The 19520-nt window shown below is 59.7% G+C and carries 25 protein-coding genes; 10 read left to right on the top strand and 15 right to left on the bottom strand.

What is annotated here, in order from left to right:
- Nucleotides 1–28 precede the first annotated feature (28 nt).
- On the bottom strand, nt 29–244 hold the full coding sequence (locus ACXJKE_RS03335; RefSeq protein WP_457279148.1) for a hypothetical protein: 216 nt from the start codon (nt 242–244) through the stop codon (nt 29–31).
- Nucleotides 245–498: 254 nt separating this feature from the next.
- Here ACXJKE_RS03335 and ACXJKE_RS03330 point away from each other — a divergent pair, with 254 nt between their 5' ends.
- From ACXJKE_RS03330 to ACXJKE_RS03300, 7 genes are all read left to right on the top strand, one after another.
- Nucleotides 499–834: an ArsR/SmtB family transcription factor gene (locus tag ACXJKE_RS03330; protein WP_457279147.1), complete on the top strand. Its 336-nt coding sequence runs from the start codon at nt 499–501 to the stop codon at nt 832–834.
- The gene (locus tag ACXJKE_RS03325; protein ID WP_457279146.1) at nt 831–1265 is read left to right on the top strand and encodes an SRPBCC family protein; all 435 of its coding nucleotides are present in this window, start codon (nt 831–833) and stop codon (nt 1263–1265) included. Before ACXJKE_RS03330 ends, ACXJKE_RS03325 begins: the two co-directional genes overlap by 4 nt.
- Before the next feature lie 30 nt (nt 1266–1295).
- On the top strand, nt 1296–1772 hold the full coding sequence (locus ACXJKE_RS03320; RefSeq protein WP_457279145.1) for a DUF1801 domain-containing protein: 477 nt from the start codon (nt 1296–1298) through the stop codon (nt 1770–1772).
- 33 nt (nt 1773–1805) lie between these two features.
- The gene (locus ACXJKE_RS03315; protein WP_457279144.1) at nt 1806–2213 is read left to right on the top strand and encodes a DUF1801 domain-containing protein; all 408 of its coding nucleotides are present in this window, start codon (nt 1806–1808) and stop codon (nt 2211–2213) included.
- 220 nt (nt 2214–2433) lie between these two features.
- Nucleotides 2434–2916 carry an SRPBCC family protein gene (locus ACXJKE_RS03310; protein WP_457279143.1) on the top strand — a complete coding sequence of 161 codons (483 nt, stop codon included), beginning with the start codon at nt 2434–2436 and terminating at the stop codon, nt 2914–2916.
- 13 nt (nt 2917–2929) lie between these two features.
- Complete coding sequence (locus ACXJKE_RS03305; protein WP_457279142.1) at nt 2930–3256, top strand: ArsR/SmtB family transcription factor; 327 nt, start codon at nt 2930–2932, stop codon at nt 3254–3256.
- A 22-nt stretch (nt 3257–3278) separates the two neighbouring features.
- The gene (locus ACXJKE_RS03300; RefSeq protein ID WP_457279141.1) at nt 3279–3629 is read left to right on the top strand and encodes a DUF2200 domain-containing protein; all 351 of its coding nucleotides are present in this window, start codon (nt 3279–3281) and stop codon (nt 3627–3629) included.
- Between the two features lies 1 nt (nt 3630).
- On the opposite strand, the gene ACXJKE_RS03295 is transcribed toward ACXJKE_RS03300, so the two are convergent.
- Nucleotides 3631–4521, bottom strand: coding sequence for an SDR family oxidoreductase (locus tag ACXJKE_RS03295; protein ID WP_457279140.1), 891 nt, complete (start codon nt 4519–4521; stop codon nt 3631–3633).
- Nucleotides 4522–4598: 77 nt separating this feature from the next.
- Here ACXJKE_RS03295 and ACXJKE_RS03290 point away from each other — a divergent pair, with 77 nt between their 5' ends.
- Complete coding sequence (locus ACXJKE_RS03290) at nt 4599–5492, top strand: helix-turn-helix transcriptional regulator (RefSeq protein ID WP_457279139.1); 894 nt, start codon at nt 4599–4601, stop codon at nt 5490–5492.
- A 5-nt stretch (nt 5493–5497) separates the two neighbouring features.
- Here ACXJKE_RS03290 and ACXJKE_RS03285 read toward each other — a convergent pair whose 3' ends face one another.
- The gene (locus ACXJKE_RS03285; protein WP_457279138.1) at nt 5498–6097 is read right to left on the bottom strand and encodes a pseudouridine synthase; all 600 of its coding nucleotides are present in this window, start codon (nt 6095–6097) and stop codon (nt 5498–5500) included.
- A gap of 50 nt (nt 6098–6147) precedes the next feature.
- On the opposite strand from ACXJKE_RS03285, the gene ACXJKE_RS03280 reads away from it, so the two are divergent.
- Nucleotides 6148–6852, top strand: a complete 705-nt coding sequence (locus ACXJKE_RS03280) for an SOS response-associated peptidase (protein WP_457279137.1) — start codon at nt 6148–6150, stop codon at nt 6850–6852.
- A 121-nt stretch (nt 6853–6973) separates the two neighbouring features.
- Here the strand turns inward: ACXJKE_RS03280 and ACXJKE_RS03275 are convergent, their stop codons facing one another.
- The 5 genes from ACXJKE_RS03275 to ACXJKE_RS03255 form a co-directional block, all read right to left on the bottom strand.
- Nucleotides 6974–7597 carry a DUF938 domain-containing protein gene (locus tag ACXJKE_RS03275; protein ID WP_457279136.1) on the bottom strand — a complete coding sequence of 208 codons (624 nt, stop codon included), beginning with the start codon at nt 7595–7597 and terminating at the stop codon, nt 6974–6976.
- A gap of 79 nt (nt 7598–7676) precedes the next feature.
- Complete coding sequence (locus ACXJKE_RS03270; protein WP_457279135.1) at nt 7677–8858, bottom strand: DNA cytosine methyltransferase; 1182 nt, start codon at nt 8856–8858, stop codon at nt 7677–7679.
- Nucleotides 8851–9465, bottom strand: a complete 615-nt coding sequence (locus tag ACXJKE_RS03265; RefSeq protein WP_457279134.1) for an MAE_28990/MAE_18760 family HEPN-like nuclease — start codon at nt 9463–9465, stop codon at nt 8851–8853. Before ACXJKE_RS03265 ends, ACXJKE_RS03270 begins: the two co-directional genes overlap by 8 nt.
- A gap of 1 nt (nt 9466) precedes the next feature.
- Entirely contained in the window at nt 9467–10561 is a 1095-nt protein-coding gene (locus tag ACXJKE_RS03260) for a DUF262 domain-containing protein (protein WP_457279133.1), read from the bottom strand.
- A 55-nt stretch (nt 10562–10616) separates the two neighbouring features.
- Entirely contained in the window at nt 10617–12461 is a 1845-nt protein-coding gene (locus ACXJKE_RS03255) for a glutamine--tRNA ligase/YqeY domain fusion protein (protein ID WP_457279132.1), read from the bottom strand.
- A 118-nt stretch (nt 12462–12579) separates the two neighbouring features.
- On the opposite strand from ACXJKE_RS03255, the gene ACXJKE_RS03250 reads away from it, so the two are divergent.
- Nucleotides 12580–12975: a hypothetical protein gene (locus ACXJKE_RS03250; RefSeq protein ID WP_457279131.1), complete on the top strand. Its 396-nt coding sequence runs from the start codon at nt 12580–12582 to the stop codon at nt 12973–12975.
- 120 nt (nt 12976–13095) lie between these two features.
- Here the strand turns inward: ACXJKE_RS03250 and ACXJKE_RS03245 are convergent, their stop codons facing one another.
- The 7 genes from ACXJKE_RS03245 to ACXJKE_RS03215 form a co-directional block, all read right to left on the bottom strand.
- Entirely contained in the window at nt 13096–13677 is a 582-nt protein-coding gene (locus tag ACXJKE_RS03245; RefSeq protein WP_457279130.1) for a DUF3455 domain-containing protein, read from the bottom strand.
- A gap of 335 nt (nt 13678–14012) precedes the next feature.
- Nucleotides 14013–14603, bottom strand: a complete 591-nt coding sequence (locus ACXJKE_RS03240; protein ID WP_457279129.1) for a DUF3455 domain-containing protein — start codon at nt 14601–14603, stop codon at nt 14013–14015.
- 341 nt (nt 14604–14944) lie between these two features.
- The gene (locus ACXJKE_RS03235) at nt 14945–15499 is read right to left on the bottom strand and encodes a DUF3455 domain-containing protein (RefSeq protein ID WP_457279128.1); all 555 of its coding nucleotides are present in this window, start codon (nt 15497–15499) and stop codon (nt 14945–14947) included.
- 349 nt (nt 15500–15848) lie between these two features.
- Nucleotides 15849–16520 (bottom strand): DUF924 family protein, encoded by a 672-nt coding sequence (locus ACXJKE_RS03230; RefSeq protein ID WP_457279127.1) that lies wholly within the window; start codon nt 16518–16520, stop codon nt 15849–15851.
- A gap of 18 nt (nt 16521–16538) precedes the next feature.
- A complete protein-coding gene (locus ACXJKE_RS03225; protein WP_457279782.1) occupies nt 16539–17699 on the bottom strand; it encodes a branched-chain amino acid ABC transporter substrate-binding protein in 1161 nt (386 codons plus the stop codon).
- 234 nt (nt 17700–17933) lie between these two features.
- Entirely contained in the window at nt 17934–18959 is a 1026-nt protein-coding gene (locus ACXJKE_RS03220) for an alpha/beta hydrolase family protein (RefSeq protein WP_457279126.1), read from the bottom strand.
- Nucleotides 18960–19095: 136 nt separating this feature from the next.
- The gene (locus tag ACXJKE_RS03215) at nt 19096–19506 is read right to left on the bottom strand and encodes a DUF2306 domain-containing protein (protein ID WP_457279125.1); all 411 of its coding nucleotides are present in this window, start codon (nt 19504–19506) and stop codon (nt 19096–19098) included.
- Nucleotides 19507–19520: the final 14 nt, after the last annotated feature.

The raw sequence follows: 19520 nt of genomic DNA, 5'->3' as shown, positions 1-19520 counted from the left end.
GGAGTCGATTATTGCGGCGCCGCGGCGCTTACTGCGTGAGCGTAATTTTTCCTTTGCTCACGTAGTCGTCAAACTGGATGCGCGGAATCGCCGTGACGGCGGCAACACCGTCGCCGGCGTCCCAGCTGAGCGTGGCGCTGTCCGGCTCCAGCGCAACTTCCACGCGCACGCGCGGGATCTCGATGGGCGTACCGTCACCCGGTGTGTAAGTCACGTCACCGGTAATCATGGCGAACTGGGGCATGGCTATCTCCTGGAAGGGGTCGTTATGCGCCTCCAACGGCGGCGCTTGAAACCCATTTGGCACGCATCGCAAGCGTTTGTCTGTCAGAGAAAGGCGGCATTGTTGAATGGCGGCGTTCATGAACTGCCTTCCATGATGGCAACGGGCTGTCACGCTCAGGTCACGCTCTTGAAAGGGTTGAATCCCCCGGGCCTTCACTTTTCTGGATGCAGGGCAGGTTGACAAACAGATAACCATATGGTTATGATTTCGGCATGCAAACAGTTTCCAACGAGGTAGCCAACGAAGTTTTCAAAGCCCTGGCCGACCCGACACGCCGGGCGATTTTTGAGCGCCTGGCCCAGGACGGGGCGCAAACCGTGCGTGCGCTGACGGACCGCGCGGGCGTGTCGCAGCCGGCGGTGTCCAAGCACCTGCGCATCCTGAAGCAGGCACGGCTGGTTGACGACAGGCGTGAGGGACGCGAAACGCATTACAGCGCCCAGCCGCTGGCGCTCTCCGTCCTGCGCGACTGGGTGAGTTTTTATGGCGCCTTCTGGAACGACCGCATCGATCATCTCGAATCACTTTTAAAAAGGATGGACCAATGAGCAACACCGCAACCCTTAACACCACCACTGCTTCCACTGAAACGCGCGCCGTCGTCGTCGAACGCGAGATCCCTTACCCGCCCGAAAAAATCTGGCGCGCCCTCACGCAGCCGCACCTGATCGAAGAGTGGCTCATGAAGAACGACTTCAAGCCCGTCATGGACCAGCGTTTCAGCCTGCGCGCAGACTGGGGTGCTGTTGAATGCCAGGTGCTGGCCATTGAGCCCGACAAAACGCTGTCTTACACCTGGGCCGCCTATGGCCTTGAGAGCGTCGTCACCTGGACGCTTAACCCCACAAGCACGGGTACACACCTGCGCATGGAGCAGTCAGGCTTCCGGATGGACCAGGAACAGGCCTACCAGGGCGCCAAGCACGGCTGGCCACAGTTCTTTGCCAAGCTCGAACAGGTTTTGGCGCGGGCAGGTTGACCGCCCGGATCTTCGACACAAGGCATTGAGATGAACGCAATAGCCAAAAAGAAGCCCGATGCGACCAAGGTGCCGGCAAAGGCAGGCAAGCCGGCCCTGCTCGCCGGCGGCAACCCGCAGATTCCCAAGGGTGAGGGCGATGCGCCTGTGCAGGCCTACATCGCGGCCATGCCGGGGTGGAAGCGCGACATCGGCCAACGCCTTGACGCGCTCATCGTGCGCACCATTCCCGGTGTGCACAAGGCCGTCAAATGGAACTCGCCCCTGTATGGTATGGAAGGCGGCGCGAAGGGCGAAGGCCAAGGCTGGTTCCTCAGCATCCATTGCTTCACGAAGTACGTCAAGGTGGCATTCTTTCGCGGCACGTCACTGCGACCCGTTCCTCCTGGTGAGTCCAAGAGCCAAGACACGCGCTACCTCGACATCCATGAAGACGATTCCTTCGACGAAGCGCTGCTAACCGACTGGGTGAAGCAAGCCAGCCAGTTGCCCGGCGAAAAGATGTGAGCGAACACCAGACATGATGAATGGAGCAACAACATGAACAAAACCAAAAGCGCGCCGGCTGAAGCAAAAGAATCAGGCTCAGCTTCCGAGTTGATAGACGCAAAGATCAAAGGCCTCGATGACTGGCGCGCCGAGACGCTCGCCCGCGTCCGGGCCATCGTCACGCAGGCAGTTCCCAATGTGGTCGAGGAATGGAAGTGGAGCGTTCCCGTCTGGTCTAAAGATGGAATCCTCTGCACCGGCGAGACTTACAAGAAGGCCGTGAAGCTGACCTTCCCCAAGGGCGCAAAGATGGAAGACCCTTCAGGCCTCTTTAACTCCAGCCTCGAAGGCAACACCCGCCGCGCCATTGATTTTCATGAGGGCGACAAGGTCGATGAGAAAGCGCTGAAGGCATTGATACGCGAAGCCGCGGCGCTGAACAAGCCAGCGGCCAAATAGCGGGCTCCGGCGCCACTTTCACGCGTCCCTGGGGAATCTCGATCGGCGAACCACTTTGAGGCCTGTAGCGCTCTCACGCGCTGGTGAAGCATTTAGCGTGCAGTTTCACCATCTGGTTGCAATTTATCGCAGGCGATAAAAATGGTTTCAAATTAATGCAACCATTTTGTTGCGGTTTTGGATTGACCTGCGCATAATTAATGCAACCAGGAGATTGCATATGACTTCATCAACGACATCGTCTTCATCATCCACAGACCGCATTGAACGCAGCACCTTGATCAACGCCCCCGTGTCACGGGTCTGGCGCGCGCTGGTGAACGCCGAAGAATTTGGCGGCTGGTTCGGCGTGGCGCTCAAGGGCAAAAACTTTGTCGCCGGCCAGCAGGTGCAAGGCAACATCACCATTCCGGGCTATGAGCATGTGCTGTTTGACGTGCTCATAGAACGCATAGAGCCCGAAAAGCTGTTCTCTTACCGCTGGCACCCCTACGCGGTAGACCCGGCCATCGACTATTCGAAAGAGCCCACCACGCTGGTCGAGTTCACCCTCAAAGACACCGGCAAGGGCACCCTGCTCAGCGTGGCCGAATCAGGCTTTGACAAGATTCCCGTGGCCCGCCGGGCAGAAGCCATTCGCATGAACACCGGCGGCTGGGAAGGCCAGTTGGACAATATCCAGAAATATGTCACCTCGCACTAAAACCTCTGAAGTCTTGACCCCCCAGCCCGGCCCCGCAGGCGTTTTCGCCGCCCTGGGCGACGAAACCCGCCTGCGGCTGGTGGCCGTGCTCTGCGTGGGCGGCGCCGTTTCCATCGCCCAACTCACCTCCACAACCGACATCACCCGCCAGGCCGTGACCAAGCACCTGCATGTGCTGGCCGACGCGGGGCTGGTGCATCACGTCAAAGTGGGGCGAGAGCGCCTGTGGCAGTTTGACCCGCAGCAGCTCGACGAAGCCCGCCGCTCACTCGACCTGATTGCCCAGCAGTGGGACCAGGCACTGGGCCGGTTGAAGGCCTCGCTCGAGGCAGAGGCATAGCCGCTTTGCAGAAGGAATGACGATGCTCCAGCACAAGATATTCAAGATGGCTTTTGCCAAGGTCTACCCGATGCTGGTTCAAAAAGCCGAACGCAAAGGCCGCACCAAAGAAGAAGTCGACCAGATCATTTGCTGGCTGACCGGTTATGACCAAAAGGGGCTGGACAAGCAAATCAAACAGCAAAACGATTTCGAAACTTTCTTCGCCCAGGCCCCAGCCATGCATCCGAATGCGTCGCTGATCAAAGGTGTGGTCTGCGGTGTTCGCGTAGAAGAGGTCGAAGACCCGCTGATGCAAAAAATCCGCTGGCTGGACAAGCTGATTGATGAGCTGGCCAAAGGAAAGGCGATGGAGAAAATTTTGCGCTCTTAATTCACGCAAAGTAGCCGCTATCCCGCATGTCCGCCAGCAAGTCCGCCTCCCGCGGCTGCCACTCCAATACATTGCGCGTCAGCGCGCTTGAGGTCGGGTTGTCGATCGCAACAAACCGGGCCAGCCACCCGAAGTGGTCGGGCGCTTCGCTGGCCGCGATGCCGCGCACAGGCAGGTCCAGCCCCGCGCCTATGGCTTCGGCAATTGCGCGCAGCGTCAGGCCCTGCTCGGCCACGGCATGCAGGCGCGCGCCGGGCAGGGCGCTTTCCAGCGCCAGCCTGAAGAGGCGCGCTGCGTCCAGCCTGTGCACCGCCGGCCAGCGGTTCGCGCCTTCACCGATGAAGGCAGACACGCCCTTGCTGCGCGCGATGCGCACTAGCATCGGCACAAAACCGTAGTCGCCTGCGCCGTGCACCGAGGGTGGCAGCCGCACCACGCTGGCACGCACACCGCGGCTGGCCGCAGCCAGCACCATGGCCTCTGCTTTTGCACGCGGGTTGAGCGAGCTTTCAGGCACGGGCGTGTCTTCCGTCGCCGCGTGGTCCTGCGCCAGCAGCACGGTGACAGATGTGGCCACCAACGATTTACCCGAGCCTTCAAGCGCGTCCAGCATGGCGGTGACGGCCTGGCGGTCTGTTTCGGCGGCAGCGGCGTGTGCTGCAAAGTCATGAATGAAAGCGGTGTGAATCACGCCGTCGCAGGCCTTGGCCGCAGCGGCCAGGCTGGCGGTATCAGCCAGTTCACCGCGATGGGCACGCACACCAAGCCGCGCCAGTGCATCGGCCGCCGCATCGGTGCGCGCCAGGCCCAGCACCTCGTGGCCCGCGGAAAGCAGCTCTTGCACAATAGCTGAGCCGATGAAGCCTGTGGCTCCGGTCAAGAAAACACGCATACTGAACTCCTGAAAATCAATGAGCTCGCATCTTGCGTCGCCACCCCGATTTGCAAAAGCCGTGAGCGTATACAGGTATGAGTACTAACACCCTGACGACCCCCGCCACACCGACCGTACAAGCGGTAACGGCGTCACCCCTCACGCTGGGCGGCTTTCTGCGTGACCGCCGTGCGCGCCTGCCGCCCGCAGCGGGTGCGGACAGCCGCCGCCGCACACCCGGCCTGCGGCGTGAAGAAGTCGCCACGCGCGCCCATGTGAGCGTCACCTGGTACACCTGGCTGGAGCAGGGCCGCGGCGGCCCGCCGTCCGACGAGGTGCTCGAGCGGCTGGCCGGCGCGCTGACGCTGGACCGGGCCGACCGCGAGTTCATGTTTTTGCTGGCCCGGCAGAGGCCGCCACCGATCAGGGTCACCCCACCATCGGCCGCTGTCACGCCCGCCCTGCAGCGTGTGCTCGACGGCCTGACGGCCACCCCTGCCATCATCAAGACCCAGTGCTGGGACATCGTGGCGTGGAATGCCGCAGCGGCCGCGGTACTGAGCGACTACGCCGCGCAGCCGCCCGGCGGGCGCAACCTGCTCAGGCGCCTGTTTACCGACCCGGTCATGCGCGACTTGCCCGACTGGGAGGCCAATGCGCGCTTTGCCGTTGCCGCTTTTCGCGTCGATGCGGCGCGCGCCGGTGACTGCCCGGAAGCGGCAGCGCTGGCTGAGGAATTGCAGGCCGGCAGCAAAGACTTTCGCCGACTTTGGGCCGATAACGAAACCAGCAGTCACTATGAGGGTGTCAAGCGCATAGAGCGCCCGCTGGCCGGCGTCATCACGCTCGAGTACCAGTCCTTCCCGGTCGACAGTGCGATGGGGCTCAGCATGATTGTGTTCACGCCGGTGACGGCGGCGGATGTGGATGCTGTGGCCTTGCTCATGGCGAACAAGGCCAGGGAGTTGAAAAGAACTGAAAAGCGCTGAAAGCGCTAGCCGGCGTCCGCCCGCTCTTCCATTTCACGCCATATGCCCTGCGCCATGCCGTCCAGCGCATAAGGGCCAATGGACGAGCGGATCAGCCGCAAGGTCGGGTAGCCCACGGCCGCCGTCATGCGACGCACCTGCCGGTTGCGCCCCTCGCGAATGCCCAGTTCCAGCCACGTCGTGGGTATGGCCTTGCGCACACGCACCGGCGGCTCGCGCTCCCACAGGCCCGGCGGCGTATCGATCAGCCGCGCGTTGGCGGGGCGCGTCATGCCGTCGTTGAGTTGCACGCCCTGGCGCAATGCATCCACCGCAGCTTCGTCGGGCAGACCTTCAACCTGCACCCAGTAGATTTTTTCCATCTTGAAGCGTGGGTCACTGATGCGCGCCTGCAGCGCGCCGTCGCTCGTCAGCAGCAGCAGGCCCTCGCTGTCCGCATCCAGCCGGCCGGCCACATACACCTCGGGCACTGCAATGAAATCTTTCAACCCGCGCCAGCGGCCTTCGGGCGTGAACTGGCTCAGCACGCCGTAGGGCTTGTTAAAGCAGATCAGGCGCGGCGGCATGCCGGTTGCGGTGGGCGGGGGGAGGCTGGGGCTGGGCATGGGTGTCATTGGACCATGCCCTGGTAGCGGCACTGCGATAGCATCGCCGCATGAGTACCCAATACGAGAGCATCAAAATCGCCACGCTTTATACCGATGCCTTCGGGGTGGCCGCCCCGGCTTCGCCCGTGGAACGCAATGTATGGCCGCGCAAGCCGGGTGTTTTTATCCGCGCGATAAAAGTCGATGAAGCCGAAGAGGTTCACGAGGTCACAGGCGCTGAAAAGCCCGCGCGTGCGCTGCCCTCGCACGAGCTGGTGGCCGGGCAGTTTGGCTTGGTGCCGCGCTGGGTCAAGTCGGCGTCAGACGCCAAGCTGCGTTCGACCAAGCTGGTCAATGCCCGCTCGGAAACCGTCACCACGTCCAGCAACTTCCGCGATGCCTGGCTGGCCGGGCAGCGTTGCATCGTGCCCATGATGGCCTTCATGGAAGACGATTGGCGCAGCGGCAAGGCCGTGCCCACCCGCATTGCCCGGGTAGATGGCCAACCCATGGGTGTGGCGGGCCTGTGGGAGAGCTGGACAGGCGCGGATGGCGAAGTCATCGTCAGCTACGCACTGCTCACCGTGAATGCCAACAGCCACGCCCTGATGAGCCGGTATCAGCAGCCCGGCAACGAAAAACGCATGCTGGCGATTCTGAACGAGGGCGCCTATGACGCCTGGCTCAGTGCCCGCACGGAAAAAGCCAGGGAGTTCATGCGGGCCTATCCGGCCAATTGGTTGACCGCCAACCCGGTTGAGAAAAGCCGCTGATCGCTACGCTAACCGGGTTAGAACGAGAATTTATTGGAAATGATGCTGCAGCCCGTGATGGGAAAGCGCGAGCAGCTATAGAAACAATAGCGAATTCAGCTTGCCGCCGACGAGTGTGCAGCTAATGTTTTGCTGACTGCTGTGATTTGCCCCAGACCAGCAGCAGGTTGTTGGCCGGCATGGCATGCCGGACTTGCAACTGCAGGCTGGCGCGCGCGGCTTCCTGCTCTACGTCTTCCCTGCGCCTGATGCCCCAGGTGGGGTCTTGCGCGCGCAGGCTATGGTCAAAGCTGAGGTTGCCTTCCGATGTGGGCACACCGTCTTCCAGATAAGGCCCATAAGTCACCAGTACACCGCCCGGCGCCAGATGGCGTGCAGCACTCTGCATCAAAGCGGCGCAAGTCGCCCAGGGCGAGATGTGCAGCATGTTGGCGCAGTAGATCAGGTCGAACTTTGAATCGCCTGGCAGCCATTCAGGCGCCATCACATCGAGCACAAGGGGAGGGCGCACATTGCGCAAGCCCTGTTCCGTGATTCGTGCAGCGATGGAGTCCATGGAGGCAGGCATCGCGTCGGTGGGTTGCCATGTCCATTGCGGAAGGGCTGCGGCGAACCAGGTGACGTGTTGGCCTGTGCCTGAGGCGATCTCTAGCGCATTGCCGCGCTCAGGCAAGACTTCGCGCAGCACATCGAGGATGGGTTGCTTGTTGCGGTCTGCGGCGGGGCTGAAGTTGAGTGTTGGCATTGATTCGCGAGACTGTGAACTTAGCTCCTTAAGTTCAATGAGTTTGTCTTAGGAGAAGTATTTGTTGAGCCAGACCTCTTTAGCCAAGAAGCTTTGTGATGAGTGCGAACGAAAGTGCAGGCGCAACTGCATTCCCAATCATTTGACGAAGTTCGGTAGCCGAAGTTGCCGAATCAAACGAAAAATAATCCGGAAAGCCTTGAATACGCGCTGCCTCGTGCGGCGTAATCGTGCGTCTCCGATTTGGATGAACAAACCGGCCCTGACCCATAGAGCCAAATCCGCTGGTGATGGTTTGAGCGGGCTCATCGTTCTTTAGTCGACCGTACATTGATATGTACGAGTGCTTTTTGTCCCTATGGCAAGGCGGGCGTAGAGTGTTTGGAAGATCGAAGAGATCATTGTCAAACATGTAATCGATTCGGTTTCTATTCGTAAGAGAGGGGCGACCAGGAGACGAGAACAGTGATTCTCCGATGCTTGGACTATCTGCCAGGTCGGATATGAAATAGCCCAAGGGAACGTTCTTTCTAGCTATTGGGATAGTGGAAAGCAACGCATCTAATTCCTCTTGAGAGTGCTTTAGAGAAGCGACTAGCAGGTGTCTTCTACGTGTTTGAGGCAAACCAAGTGCTGTGAGGTCGGCGTGAAATTCACTACACGCATATCCGAATTTATTTAGTTTGGCGATGGATCGTGACACTACGTTTGAATGCCCATGCACTACCGCAGGAACGTTTTCAACAATGATCAAGCTCGGAGTCAAATTCTTCGCAAAAAGAGTTGGTACCAAGTACAAATCATTTCGCGGATCCATTCGGCGGCTACTGTTATTTAAATCGGAGTTTCCTTGGCAAGGGGGGCCGGCTAGAAGCACATCGATTTTTCCAATGCTCGAGACCAGCGCATCACCAGTGGTATTGAGTTTGGAAAATGCACTGCCCGCTACATATTCCGCGACGTCCTTTAGTACGACGTTGCGAGATATAGAAGAAAAGTTTGATTGATAAACATCAAGAGCTGGTCGGGATGTATCCAGAGCTAAAGCCACCTCTGGCTTCCTGGATAGGCTAAGAGCTGCTTGCACCGCTCCAAGGGTTAAGCCGCCACAGCCACAAAAAAGATCGACTATCCGAAGCTTTCTTGAGGTGCTTGGCATTTCTGGCCAAGTTTTTCTACGCAGCTCTTTGACTTGGCTTTGAATGCTTAATGATGTTTTTTTTTCTTCTGAAATCGAGGAGACTTCATGGGTTCTAAGCATAGGCTTTGGAATTTATATATTTTTCAAAAGCAGCAATTGTTTTCTCAAGAATCTTGCCCACTTTTATTTGCTTTTCACGTAAGTCTTTTGCAGAGTAGGTTTTTCCGGCATCTGCAAAAGACTTTGATCCGTGCGCAAGGTCATTGCGTGCGGTTTTGATTTCCAACAATACTGGCTCCTTGAATGCGGCCGAGGATGTCACTCCGAATTCCTTAAACGTTTCCCGGATTTTCTGAGTATCTACGTTGCCACTAAATGCGGAGGCCTTGTCAAAACTTGCTATTGCTATGTCAAGTGTTTCCTTGCGCATTTTTTCTACAAGGTTTGCCGGATTCCTTTTTCGAATATTTCCTAAAACCATAATTTTCATCACATCACTCATGCTGCTAAGGCCAATGCTTTTTTGTCGTAGATGGTCAAAAACAGCTTGGACCAAATTTGTCATTGTCGACTCAACGAGGTTGTAAAGCATCAGCAGGGCAGAGGCCTTCATGGTCGCCATAAGTGTCACGGAGAGTCCGGTTACCTTTTCGAGACCTTCAACGTAAGTGAGGTACTCTTCAATCTCTTGATAACGGCGTTGAAACTCAGCCTTTGTTGTGATCACGTTAGATCTCCAGCAACCGATCGCGTACGTATTCGATGCGACCCTTAAGTCGAGGGAGTGAATTACTAGCATCAGAAGAAACTAGATCATTGAACTTCTGAGAATTTATCCAAATCTCAGTATTTAGTGGATTCGGTTTTAACTTTGGGTTTTCTCTTAACGCTAAAGTAATTCCACAAGCCAGTGCCTCAAATCTCACACGCGGTACAGATTTGGAAGTGGGGTTTTTCTTAAAGCCATACGGTAGATGGTCAGTGGAAAACTTAACCATTTGATTAAACTGCTTTAGCAGTTTTGCTTTGCCGAAACTAGTTTGGTTCTTCTTTAAATAGTCGTTCAGAAATTTGCTGACGTCGTGTCTGAAGTCTAAATAGGTGTCGGAATATGCGAAGTATCGAAGAACTAGTTCTTCGGACTCTTCTCGACGCTGCTTCGAGTATGAAACGGGGCAGACCGCCTTGAAGTCTTCTCTCGACGCGCAATCTTTAATGAAATCGTAAAAAGGACCGGTGTAAATTCCTTTGCGCTTTTCCATATCGCGCAGCTCATCGCTTCCGGTGTTTATACGTTCAAAAATATCTCGGCGGCTTTGCTCGTCTGCTTTGTCAGAGAGCTCAATCACCCGTACAGGTTGGCGGTTGAATTTGCGTTGTCTAGACAGGTCAAGATCGCTAAAGCGGAAACCATTTAGTTGATCCAGCTTTTCCAGTTCAACGAGTTTCAATTCGTCGTTCACGAAAGCAGCCAAGGTGCGAATACGCTGAGACCCATCCACAATCTCTGCTCTGCCTTCGTCTTCGGAGATTTCTTTCGGAAGATTCGAGATGAATATGTACGGGATTGGCAGCCCTAACATCACTGACTCTACAAACTTACTCTGGCGAGGAGCATTCCATACAAATTGCCGTTGATATGCTGGAATAAAAATCTCATTCTCATCGTCTTCGAGCCCTGATTGATACTTTTGCACAAGCAGCTCAACAGTGAATTCTTTAGTTTGATAGTCGACTTCTCGTTGCAAGAGTCTTATCTGCTCTTCTGATTTAGTCTTCTGTTGATCGGTGATTGCGCTTTCTTTTTTTACCCTGGAAGCCATATATCCCCCCTTATGTTCACCGTTTATATCCACACAACTACAAGATTCGACTAACTTATTTGCTAAACGAATCCTTCATTCCTGTCACCCGATTGAATACGACTTTGCCAATCTTGTGGTCAACAATGTCTGTGACAAAGTACCCATGCCGCTCAAACTGAAAGCGCGTACCGGCGGGCACATTCGTCAGTGATGGCTCAACGTAGGCCGTCACGGCCTTGAGGCTGTCGGGATTCAACTCATCGTGGAAATCCTTGTCGCCCGTGCCGGGGTGTTCGGTGGTGAACAGGCGGTCATAAAGGCGCACCTCGGCCTGCACCGCATCGTTCACGCCCACCCAGGTGATCACGCCCTTGACCTTGATGGCGTCTGAGCCGGGCGTGCCGCTCTTGGTGTCGGGGATCAAGGTGGCGTGCACTTCTGTCACCTTGTCGTTTGCGTCTTTCACCGCGCCCGTGCATTCAATGACGTGGCCGTACTTCAGGCGCACCTTGCTTCCCGCAATGGCCTGCTTGCTGGCGTTGATGTGGGGCGGGAACAGGCGGAAGAAACCTTTGGGGGGAGTTTCTTCGTAGTCGGTGCGCTCAATCCAGACTTCCTTGCCGATCTTGAACTGGCGCTTGCCCATCTCTTCGTGGTGCGGATGAACCGGGGCGCTGCAATCGTCGAGCTTTCCTGCGCCCATGACTTCGTCCCAGTTGGTCAGTACCAGTTTGACGGGGTCGAGCACGGCCATGGCGCGTGGGGCAATCGGGTCGAGCGTATCGCGCAGCGAGCCTTCGAGCGTGCTGTAGTCGATCCAGCTGTCGCTCTTGGTGACGCCGATGCGTTCGGCAAACAGTTGCAGTGACTCGGGCGTGTAGCCGCGGCGGCGCAGGCCGACGATGGTGGGCATACGGGGGTCGTCCCAGCCGCTCACGCGCTTTTCAGTGACCAGCTGGGCGAGCTTGCGTTTGCTGGTGAGCACGTAGGTGAGGTTCAGGCGCGCAAATTCGTACTGGCGTGGGTGCGGTGTGGCAATGAGTTTGCCTTCGGCCAGGCGGTCGAGCAGCCAGTCGTAAAACGGGCGCTGGTCTTCAAACTCGAGCGTGCAGATGCTGTGGGTGATTTGCTCGAGTGCGTCTTCGACCGGGTGGGCGAAGGTGTACATGGGGTAAATGCACCATTTGTCGCCCGTGTTGTGGTGGTGGGCGCGGCGTATGCGGTAGATGGCCGGGTCACGCATGTTGATGTTGGGCGAGGCCATGTCAATCTTGGCGCGCAGCACGGCGGCGCCGTCGGGCAGCTTGCCGTCTCGCATCTCGCGAAAACGGGCCAGGTTTTCAGCGGGTGTGCGGCCGCGGAAGGGGCTGTTGGTGCCGGGGTGGCCGAAGTCGCCGCGGTTGTGGCGCATTTCTTCGGCGGTTTGTTCGTCAACGTAGGCGTTGCCGCTTTCAATCAGGTATTCGGCCGCGCGGTACATGAAGTCGAAGTAGTCGCTGGCCTGGTAGGGCTTGTCGCCCCCTTTGCCGTTGCCGATCTGCGCCCAGTCATAGCCCAGCCACCTGACGGCTTCAATGATGCTGTCGACGTATTCGGTGTCTTCTTTTTCGGGGTTGGTGTCGTCAAAGCGCAGGTGGCATACGCCGCCGTAGTCGCGTGCCAGGCCGAAGTTCAGGCAAATGCTCTTGGCATGGCCCACATGTAAGTAACCATTGGGTTCGGGCGGAAAGCGCAGGCGCACCTTGGCCGGGTCGGGCTGGCCCCCGGCGTGGTGGGCGGCGTCCCCGGGGCTGCCGCCCCAGCGGCGGCTGGCATAAGTGCCTTCGGCCAGGTCTTTTTCGATGATCTGGCGCAGGAAGTTGCTGGGCTTGTGGGTTTCTTTGTCGGCGGGGGCGGAGGCAGGGGCGGGGGTGGTCATTGGCTGATTTTAGGGGGTTACGTTTGGCTACGCTCTTCACTGTGCATGCGGTACGCCGTTACGGGGGTGGCGCGTTTAATAAACACATGGGCATTTCCTGCCCTGTTAAGGAGATCATATGAAGACAGCATTCAAGGCAAACCGCTCCGTCGCCATGGCTGGTGCCGCAGCCGCATTGGCCCTGGCCGCCTTCGGCTTTGCCGGTGCAGCCCAGGCCCGCGACAACGTGACCTTTTCTGTAGGGGTTGCCGCCCCAGGTGTGCAGGTCGGCGTGACAAACGCCTACCCGGTGTACCAGCAGCCTGTTTATGTGCAGCCGGCACCTGTGTATTACCAGCCTGCGCCGGTGTACTACCAGCCGCGCCCTGTGTACGTCAGGCCTGCGCCTGTGTATTACGCACCGCAGCCGGTGTACTACGGCCCCAGGCACGGCGGCTACTATGGTCCGCGCCCGGTGTATTACCAGGGGCATGGCCACGGCCGCGGACATGGTCACGGCCACGGATATCGCTAAGAATCGTTAAGGGGTTTTGAAAGGCATCCTGCCGGTCAATCACGCCCCAAAACCCTCAAACAAAAAGCCCGCTTCGTGCGGGCTTTTTGTTGGGCGCTGAAAGGTTGGTGGGTTGCAGTACTAGGCGGCCGGGCGCCAAAAGACATAGTCGGCCTCGTAAGGCACCGACACCCGCATGCCCAGGCTGGCGGAGGTGCATGGGGTGGCCGACACAACCCCGCCCGCGGTTCTGCGGCTCTGGATGTAGCTGACGCTGGCGAGGGCACCCGGGGTGTCTGAAGGGCTCACCATGGCCCGCTGCAGCGGAAGGCTGCTGCGGTCGGTGAACACTTCGACCAGTTCCCGCGCGGCGACTTTGGAGCCGTCGCTGTGCACCCAGCGTGAGCGCAAACCCGGGTAGTACATGACGGTCTGGCCATAACTGTCTTGCAGCCGCAGCCCGGGCGTCTGGAGCAGCCAGGCGTATTCATAGGGCGCACGTTTGATGGCCTGGCATTCGTACAGGAGGTCGCCCTTGCCCTGCGCTTCCAGCACGGCCTGGTGGCCCGCCGGCACGCGTATGGCTTCAGGCAGGGCCTGCTGGGCGTTGTAGGGGTTGGGCAGGCGTACGCTGCAGGCGCCAAGCACCCCCACTGCGCCGGTGACCATGAGCACGCTTCGCAGCAGGGCGAAGAAGGGAGCGCGAGAGGCTTTGGTGTTCACGGCAGGTTCCAGGTGAGGGGCGATGGTCTCAGGCACCAGTAAAACACAATAAGCCAGGCCCGCTGTAGGACGCCGAAGAGAATGGGTGCGGGCAAAGGTCGGCAGGTTTCACCGGGTAGGGTGATGGCGCATTGGAAGCGTCCAGCCGGTATTCCATGCCGGTGCCAATGCCGATGTCGTGATGCAGCTCCATCCCAGTGCCAAATATGGCTGTAGCCCAATAAGAATAAGCGCGAGCAGCTATAAATTCAGTAGCAGGTTGATTCTGCCAACGCCAGAAAAAAAGCCCGCAGACCAGGGGCCTGCGGGCTTTTGGGTTCCATTGCCGCTCTGCTTCAAGAGGCTTTCCAGAAAATATAGTCGGCCTGGTAAGACGTTGTCAGCTTGTCGCCGAGGTCGGCTTGCGTGCAGGCCTTGCCCAGCTCCTGGCCGCCCTTGGTCTTGATGCGCTGGATGTAGGTGATGTTTTGCAGGACGCCGGGCGTGGCGCCGGATGCACCGGTGGAAAGCTGGTTCGGCAGGTTGGTGGCGCCTATGCGGGGTGCCAGCGCCACCTGCGTGCCGACGACGCTGGAGCCGTCGATGTGCGTCCAGGTGGCAGGCGGGCCGGAATATTTCGCGACGGTTTTGCCGGTGCGGTCCAGCAGGTCGGCCTCGGGCCTCACGAGAACCCAGCCGATGGTGCCGGCCGTGTCGGCGTTGGCCTTGCACTCGTAATGAAGCAGGCCGCTGGCGGTGGTTTCAAGCGCCACAACATGCCCGGGCGGCACCTTGACCGATGCGTCCAGCGGGTCCTGCGTGTATTCCTTGGGAAGCGGCGCGACGCCGGAGCAGGCGGTGATCAGCGCGGCAGTGCCGGTGACCATGGCCAGCGTGACGGCAACGCTCTTGCTATAGGCCCAAAAGGTGTTGTGTGTGCTTTTCATGAAGGCTCCTCGGGTTGTTGTTTTGCCCGCTAACCAGTAAAGCCCGCTGAAATGTAAACATCTGTAGGACGCCGCGCAGCCTCGTTGCCAGCGCCTGGCCGGACCGTTTGCGGGCAAACGCGACAGCTCAGGCGACACGTCAAAAGACAGGTCACGCAACCAGCCAAAGAGGAGGCCAACTGCCCATAAAAAAGCCCGCAGCGCCGGCCTTGCGGCAAGCCTGCGGGCGTAAGACCAGCCCCGCCTGACTTCAGAGCTGGCGGCTCACCCTGAGGAGATGCGGGTGAAGGGTGTCGGGCGCCGGGAAGTGCCTGTGCGAACCTCCCTGCACTTTCCGGCGTTTACATCGCCTTGTAGAAGATGTAGCCGGCCTGGTACTTCACGACCTGTTTGGCGCCCATGTTGCCGGCGGCGCAGGGCATGGCGGGCGCAATGCCGCCCTGGGTGTCCACGCGCTGGATGTAGGTCACGCCGCTCATGGTGCCGCTGCCCATGGCCGGGTTGCCCTTGACGAGCTGCAAAGGGATGTTGCCCATGCCGCCGGGGGCGACCGCGATTTGCGTTGCCGTCAGTTTGGAGCCGTCCATGCTTTCCCAGGTGGCCGGCGGGCCGTAGTATTTGCCGACCTGCTTGCCGCTGCGGTCATTGAGCTTCGCGTCGGGGCCGACAAAGACCCATTCAAACTGGCCGGCCATGTCTTTTTTTGCGTTGCACTGGTAGGTGATGTCGCCCACGCCGACGGTCTCCATCGCGACCTTGTTGCCGGCCGGTACCTGCACGGCGGCAGGCAGGCTGGCTTGCGAGTACGTGGGCATCATGGGCGACATGCTGCCGCAGGCGGCGAGCAGGGACACGAGCAGAACTGAAGCTGAGGCGGTGGCTGTGCGTAAAGTCATTTTTGAACTCCTGGGTTTTTGTGAACCGGCCAGGCTGGCCGGCATGTACCGGACGTCCGCCCTTGTTGTTGGCGATGTGGCGCGGGACGTCCCGTTGCTAGTACGGCGTAGCCGAGGCTATGGATTCAAAAGCAGGAAAGATGAGGCCTACTGTTGCTTGCTATCAAATTAGTAGCTGCTTTCGCAAGTTCCACTTGGGCTGGAGGCCGATTTGATGCATAACTTCCGCAGAGCCGGTTCTTCGGCGTATTCACCAGCGGGGGCCGCGGAACCGGCTTTGCCGGGCCGCAGGCGCCGCCCCCTGAGGGGGGAACGGGCTACACGAAGTGAGCCTGGACAGGGGGGAACCTTACTGCCCGAAGCGCGGACCCTTGAGGAGAAAGTCGGCTTCCTCGGGCGTATCGGTACGCCCCAGTGCCGCGTTGCGGTAGGGGAAGCGTCCGAAGCGGGCGATGATGTCCCGATGCTGGTGGGCGAAGTCAAGATTGCCGCGCAGGCGCTGCTTGAGTGAATCGGGCGCGTCGTCCACCAGCCGGGTGAAGCGCGCCACGCATTCATCTTGCAGCGCCAGGCTTTCGGCATGCATCAGCGGCATGTACAAAAAGACGCGCCCGGCCCAGGGCAGCTGCAGGTCGGTTTGGGCGGTCAGCGCCTCCAGCACCAGTTGCTGGGCCCGCGCGTCGCCGGCAAAGGCCTTGCCGGAGCCGCGAAAGACATTGCGTGTGAACTGGTCCAAAAGGATGACCAGCGCCAGGCGGTGAAGGGGCGGTTGCGCCCAGCCTTGCAGGCCGCCGTCCACGGCTGCCTCGACCGCATGGCCGAAGCGCGTGCGGATGTCTTCGTCGAGTTCGGCGCCGCCGCCAAACCAGCGTTTGCCAAGGTCTTGCGTGGGCCAGTCTTTTTCGACGCCGTCGCCGAGCCAGAAGTCCAGGACTTCGGCGGGCGTGGCGTGGTGGCGGGCGGGCGCCGCGCCGGAAGATGCGCCAGGGAGTGCGGCAGGCAATGAGGTGGGTTCGGTCATGACGACCGAAAGCTTAGCCTACCAGCGGTCGGAGCGCAGCTGCAGGTCCCAAACACCCTTGCGGATCGAGTAAACGCCGACCACGCCGTAACGCTGCTCACCCACCGAGTCCCACTTCATGGAGCCGGTAATCGGCGCGTAGCCGTCAAAGGTGCGCAGGGTTTCGGTGATCTTTTCGGGCTTGACCGAGTTGGCGCGCCGCATGGCGCCGGCCAGGATGTACATCGCGTCGTAGGTGTAGTGGCCGCCGTAAGCCGGCTCTCTTTTGAAGGTGTCCTGGTACTTGCTCAGGAAGGCCTTGCCGTTGACAAACTCTTTGGCGTCCAGGATGGGCGAAGTGGCGTAGATGCCCTTGACTGTGTCGCTGCCCTTGAGCATGTCGGTCGTCTTGATGGTGTCACCGCCCAGGATGCTGACCTGCTGGTTGTAGTCGATCTTCTTGAGGGCATCAATCAGCGCGAGGATCTGGAAGTCGCCTTGCGTGGACACGACCACTTCGACATTGCCGTCCTTGATCTTGCCGGCCAGCTCGTCAAACTTGGTGGTCTTGTCGTCGGATGAATAGGTGACCACTACTGCCTTGCCGGCTTTCTTCAGCTCGACGGCCGCACCGGCGGCCAGGCCCTTGCCGTAGGTGGTGCCGTCATCGACGATGGCGAACTTGCTGGCACTGAGCTGGTTGGCGGCGAAGGAGCCGATCGCGCGGGCCTGCAGGTTGTCGTTGGCCACCAGGCGGAAGGTGGTGGCCAGGCCCAACTCGGTGAACTTGGGGTTGGTCGAGATGGCCAGCTGGGGAATGTTTTTGGCGGCATAGACCGGTGCGGCCGGGATGCTGACGCCCGAATTGAGGTTGCCGATCACGGCGACCACGCCAGCATCGACGAGCTGCTGCGCGACTTCCACACCGGTTTTTGGATCAGACCGGTCGTCCATGGCCACGATTTCAATCTTGACCGTCTTGCCCTTGATCTGGAAGCCCTCCTTGTTGATCTCGTCCACGGCCATCTTCACGCCGTTGTGCAAGTCTTGGCCGAGCGCGGCGAGGTTTCCCGACAGCGGTTGGGCAACGCCGATCTTGATGGTGTCTGGCGGGTTGTCACAGCCCGAGAGCAGGGCGCCGGCTACGGCAATGGCGGTCAGGCCGACCAGGGTATTGCGGCGGGAGGTGAAGCTGTTCATCGTGAGAACCTTGGTGGTAATGTTGGTGTAACTGAATGTATATTTCACCTTCATGAAGCGGTAGTAGGGTTCACCCATCAGCGAATGAATGTACGAGTAGATAAGTTTTACTAATGGTTCTTATTGGTTCGTTTTTGATTCAAAAATGCACCTGAAAGGCTCATTTTTGGTTCACTTCGATGCGTGACTGCCTGGCGTGCCTGTGGCCAGCCTCACAAACCCGTTGCCGGGAATTTAAGGGAGCAGGTGCCTGCGCAGGAAGCTGCTGATCTTCTGGTCCACCGCGGGAAGCTCGCTGCGGTCAAAGCCGGGCGGGTCCAGCAGCAGGTCTTTGGCCAGGGCCGACATGGCATCGGCCGGTGGCGGCGGCGACAGCAGCGCACCGTGGCCGCCGGTGGGCAGGTCGGCCACGTGTTCGCAGCGCTTGCAGGCCGCAAGCACCACGTCGCTGTGAAAACGGGGCACCAGCCAGCGGTCTTGCCGGGCGGTGACCAGCCCGAGCGGCACGGGCGGTGAGGCCAGCGAGGCCATGTCGAAATCGGCGGCCAGCGGAACGCCGGCAACCACTGCGCGAATGCGCGGATCGGTGTGGGTTTGCCAGCCTGCGTCGCTGAATCTTTGGCGAATCACTGCCAGCGCCACCGTTTTTTTCAGGCCGTCCAGCACGCCGCCCGAGAGCCGCGTGGTCAGCCCGACGCAGGTGTGAAAGTCCTCGGCAATGTTGGCCTCGCAATGCCGGGCCAGCAGCGCCGGGGACCAGCGGCCGCCGGCGAGCGTCAGGGCGGTGTGTCCGCCGGCCGACATGCCGTACATGCCGACCTTGTCCAGCGACAGCAGCGGTGCCAGGCGCTGGTCATGCGCTACCGCGTCAATGGCGCGGGACACTTCGGCGGGCCGCAGCTTCCAGCTGTCGGGTCCGGGGGTGGATGGGTCCATGGCGTTGTCGCCGCGGTGCCGGGGAAACGCGACCACGAAGCCGTCTTCGACCAGGCGGCGTGCCAGGTCGGTGTAGGTCCAGGGCGAGCCGCCCGAGCCGTGCGAGATCACCACCAGGCGCGTATTGCCGCGCACCGGCTGGCCACCGCGATCAAGTTTGAGGGAATAGGAGCCGAACTGGGCCTGCCGGTCTTCACCGGCGGAAGGGTAAAAAACGCTGATGGGGCCATCGTCCTGCAGGCCGGGCAGTTCGGTGAATCCCATGCCGGCCTGCACGCAGGTGGCGGCGAGCAGCAACAGGCCACTCAGGACATAACGGTGCATGGGTGTTCCTTCTTTTTCTGGGCGCCCAGGTGGGGCATTGTGTGCGTCTGAGGGATTTTCACCGGACTCCGTGCACGGACCATCCTGCCACGGGCTCGTCAAAAAATGCTGCGGCTTTTTCGGGCGATGTGGAAAGTCACAGCAGGCCGAGCTGCATCCACAGCATCTTGCCCAGGTAGCGGTCGGGCATCAGCGTGAACACGCCTGCCACAAGGCATGCGCCAATGTAGAGGGACTGCATGGCGCGGCGGTGGCCCGCAATGTTGCCGCGGCTCAAATGCCAGAACGCGCCGCTCAGGCTGAGCAGCGCGAATGGCACCAGCAAATGGATAGGTGTGTAGCCGGCGATATTGGGATAGTCATAGTCGCGGATGAAAACGGCCGTCGCGGCGGTGACCAGCATCATCGTCACAAAAGCATAACCAAAAGCCCGGTGCAGCTTGGGCCGCTGCACGCGTCCTTTGCGCGCCCACAGCGCGACGGGCCCAATGACGATGGCGGTGCTGGCAGCAAACAGGTGAATGGCGATCAGCGGGGTCAGTTGCATGGCGGCGGTGGCGA

The sequence above is a fragment of the Polaromonas sp. P5_D5 genome (assembly GCF_054049435.1).
This window is presented reverse-complemented; position numbering and strand designations above follow the sequence as displayed.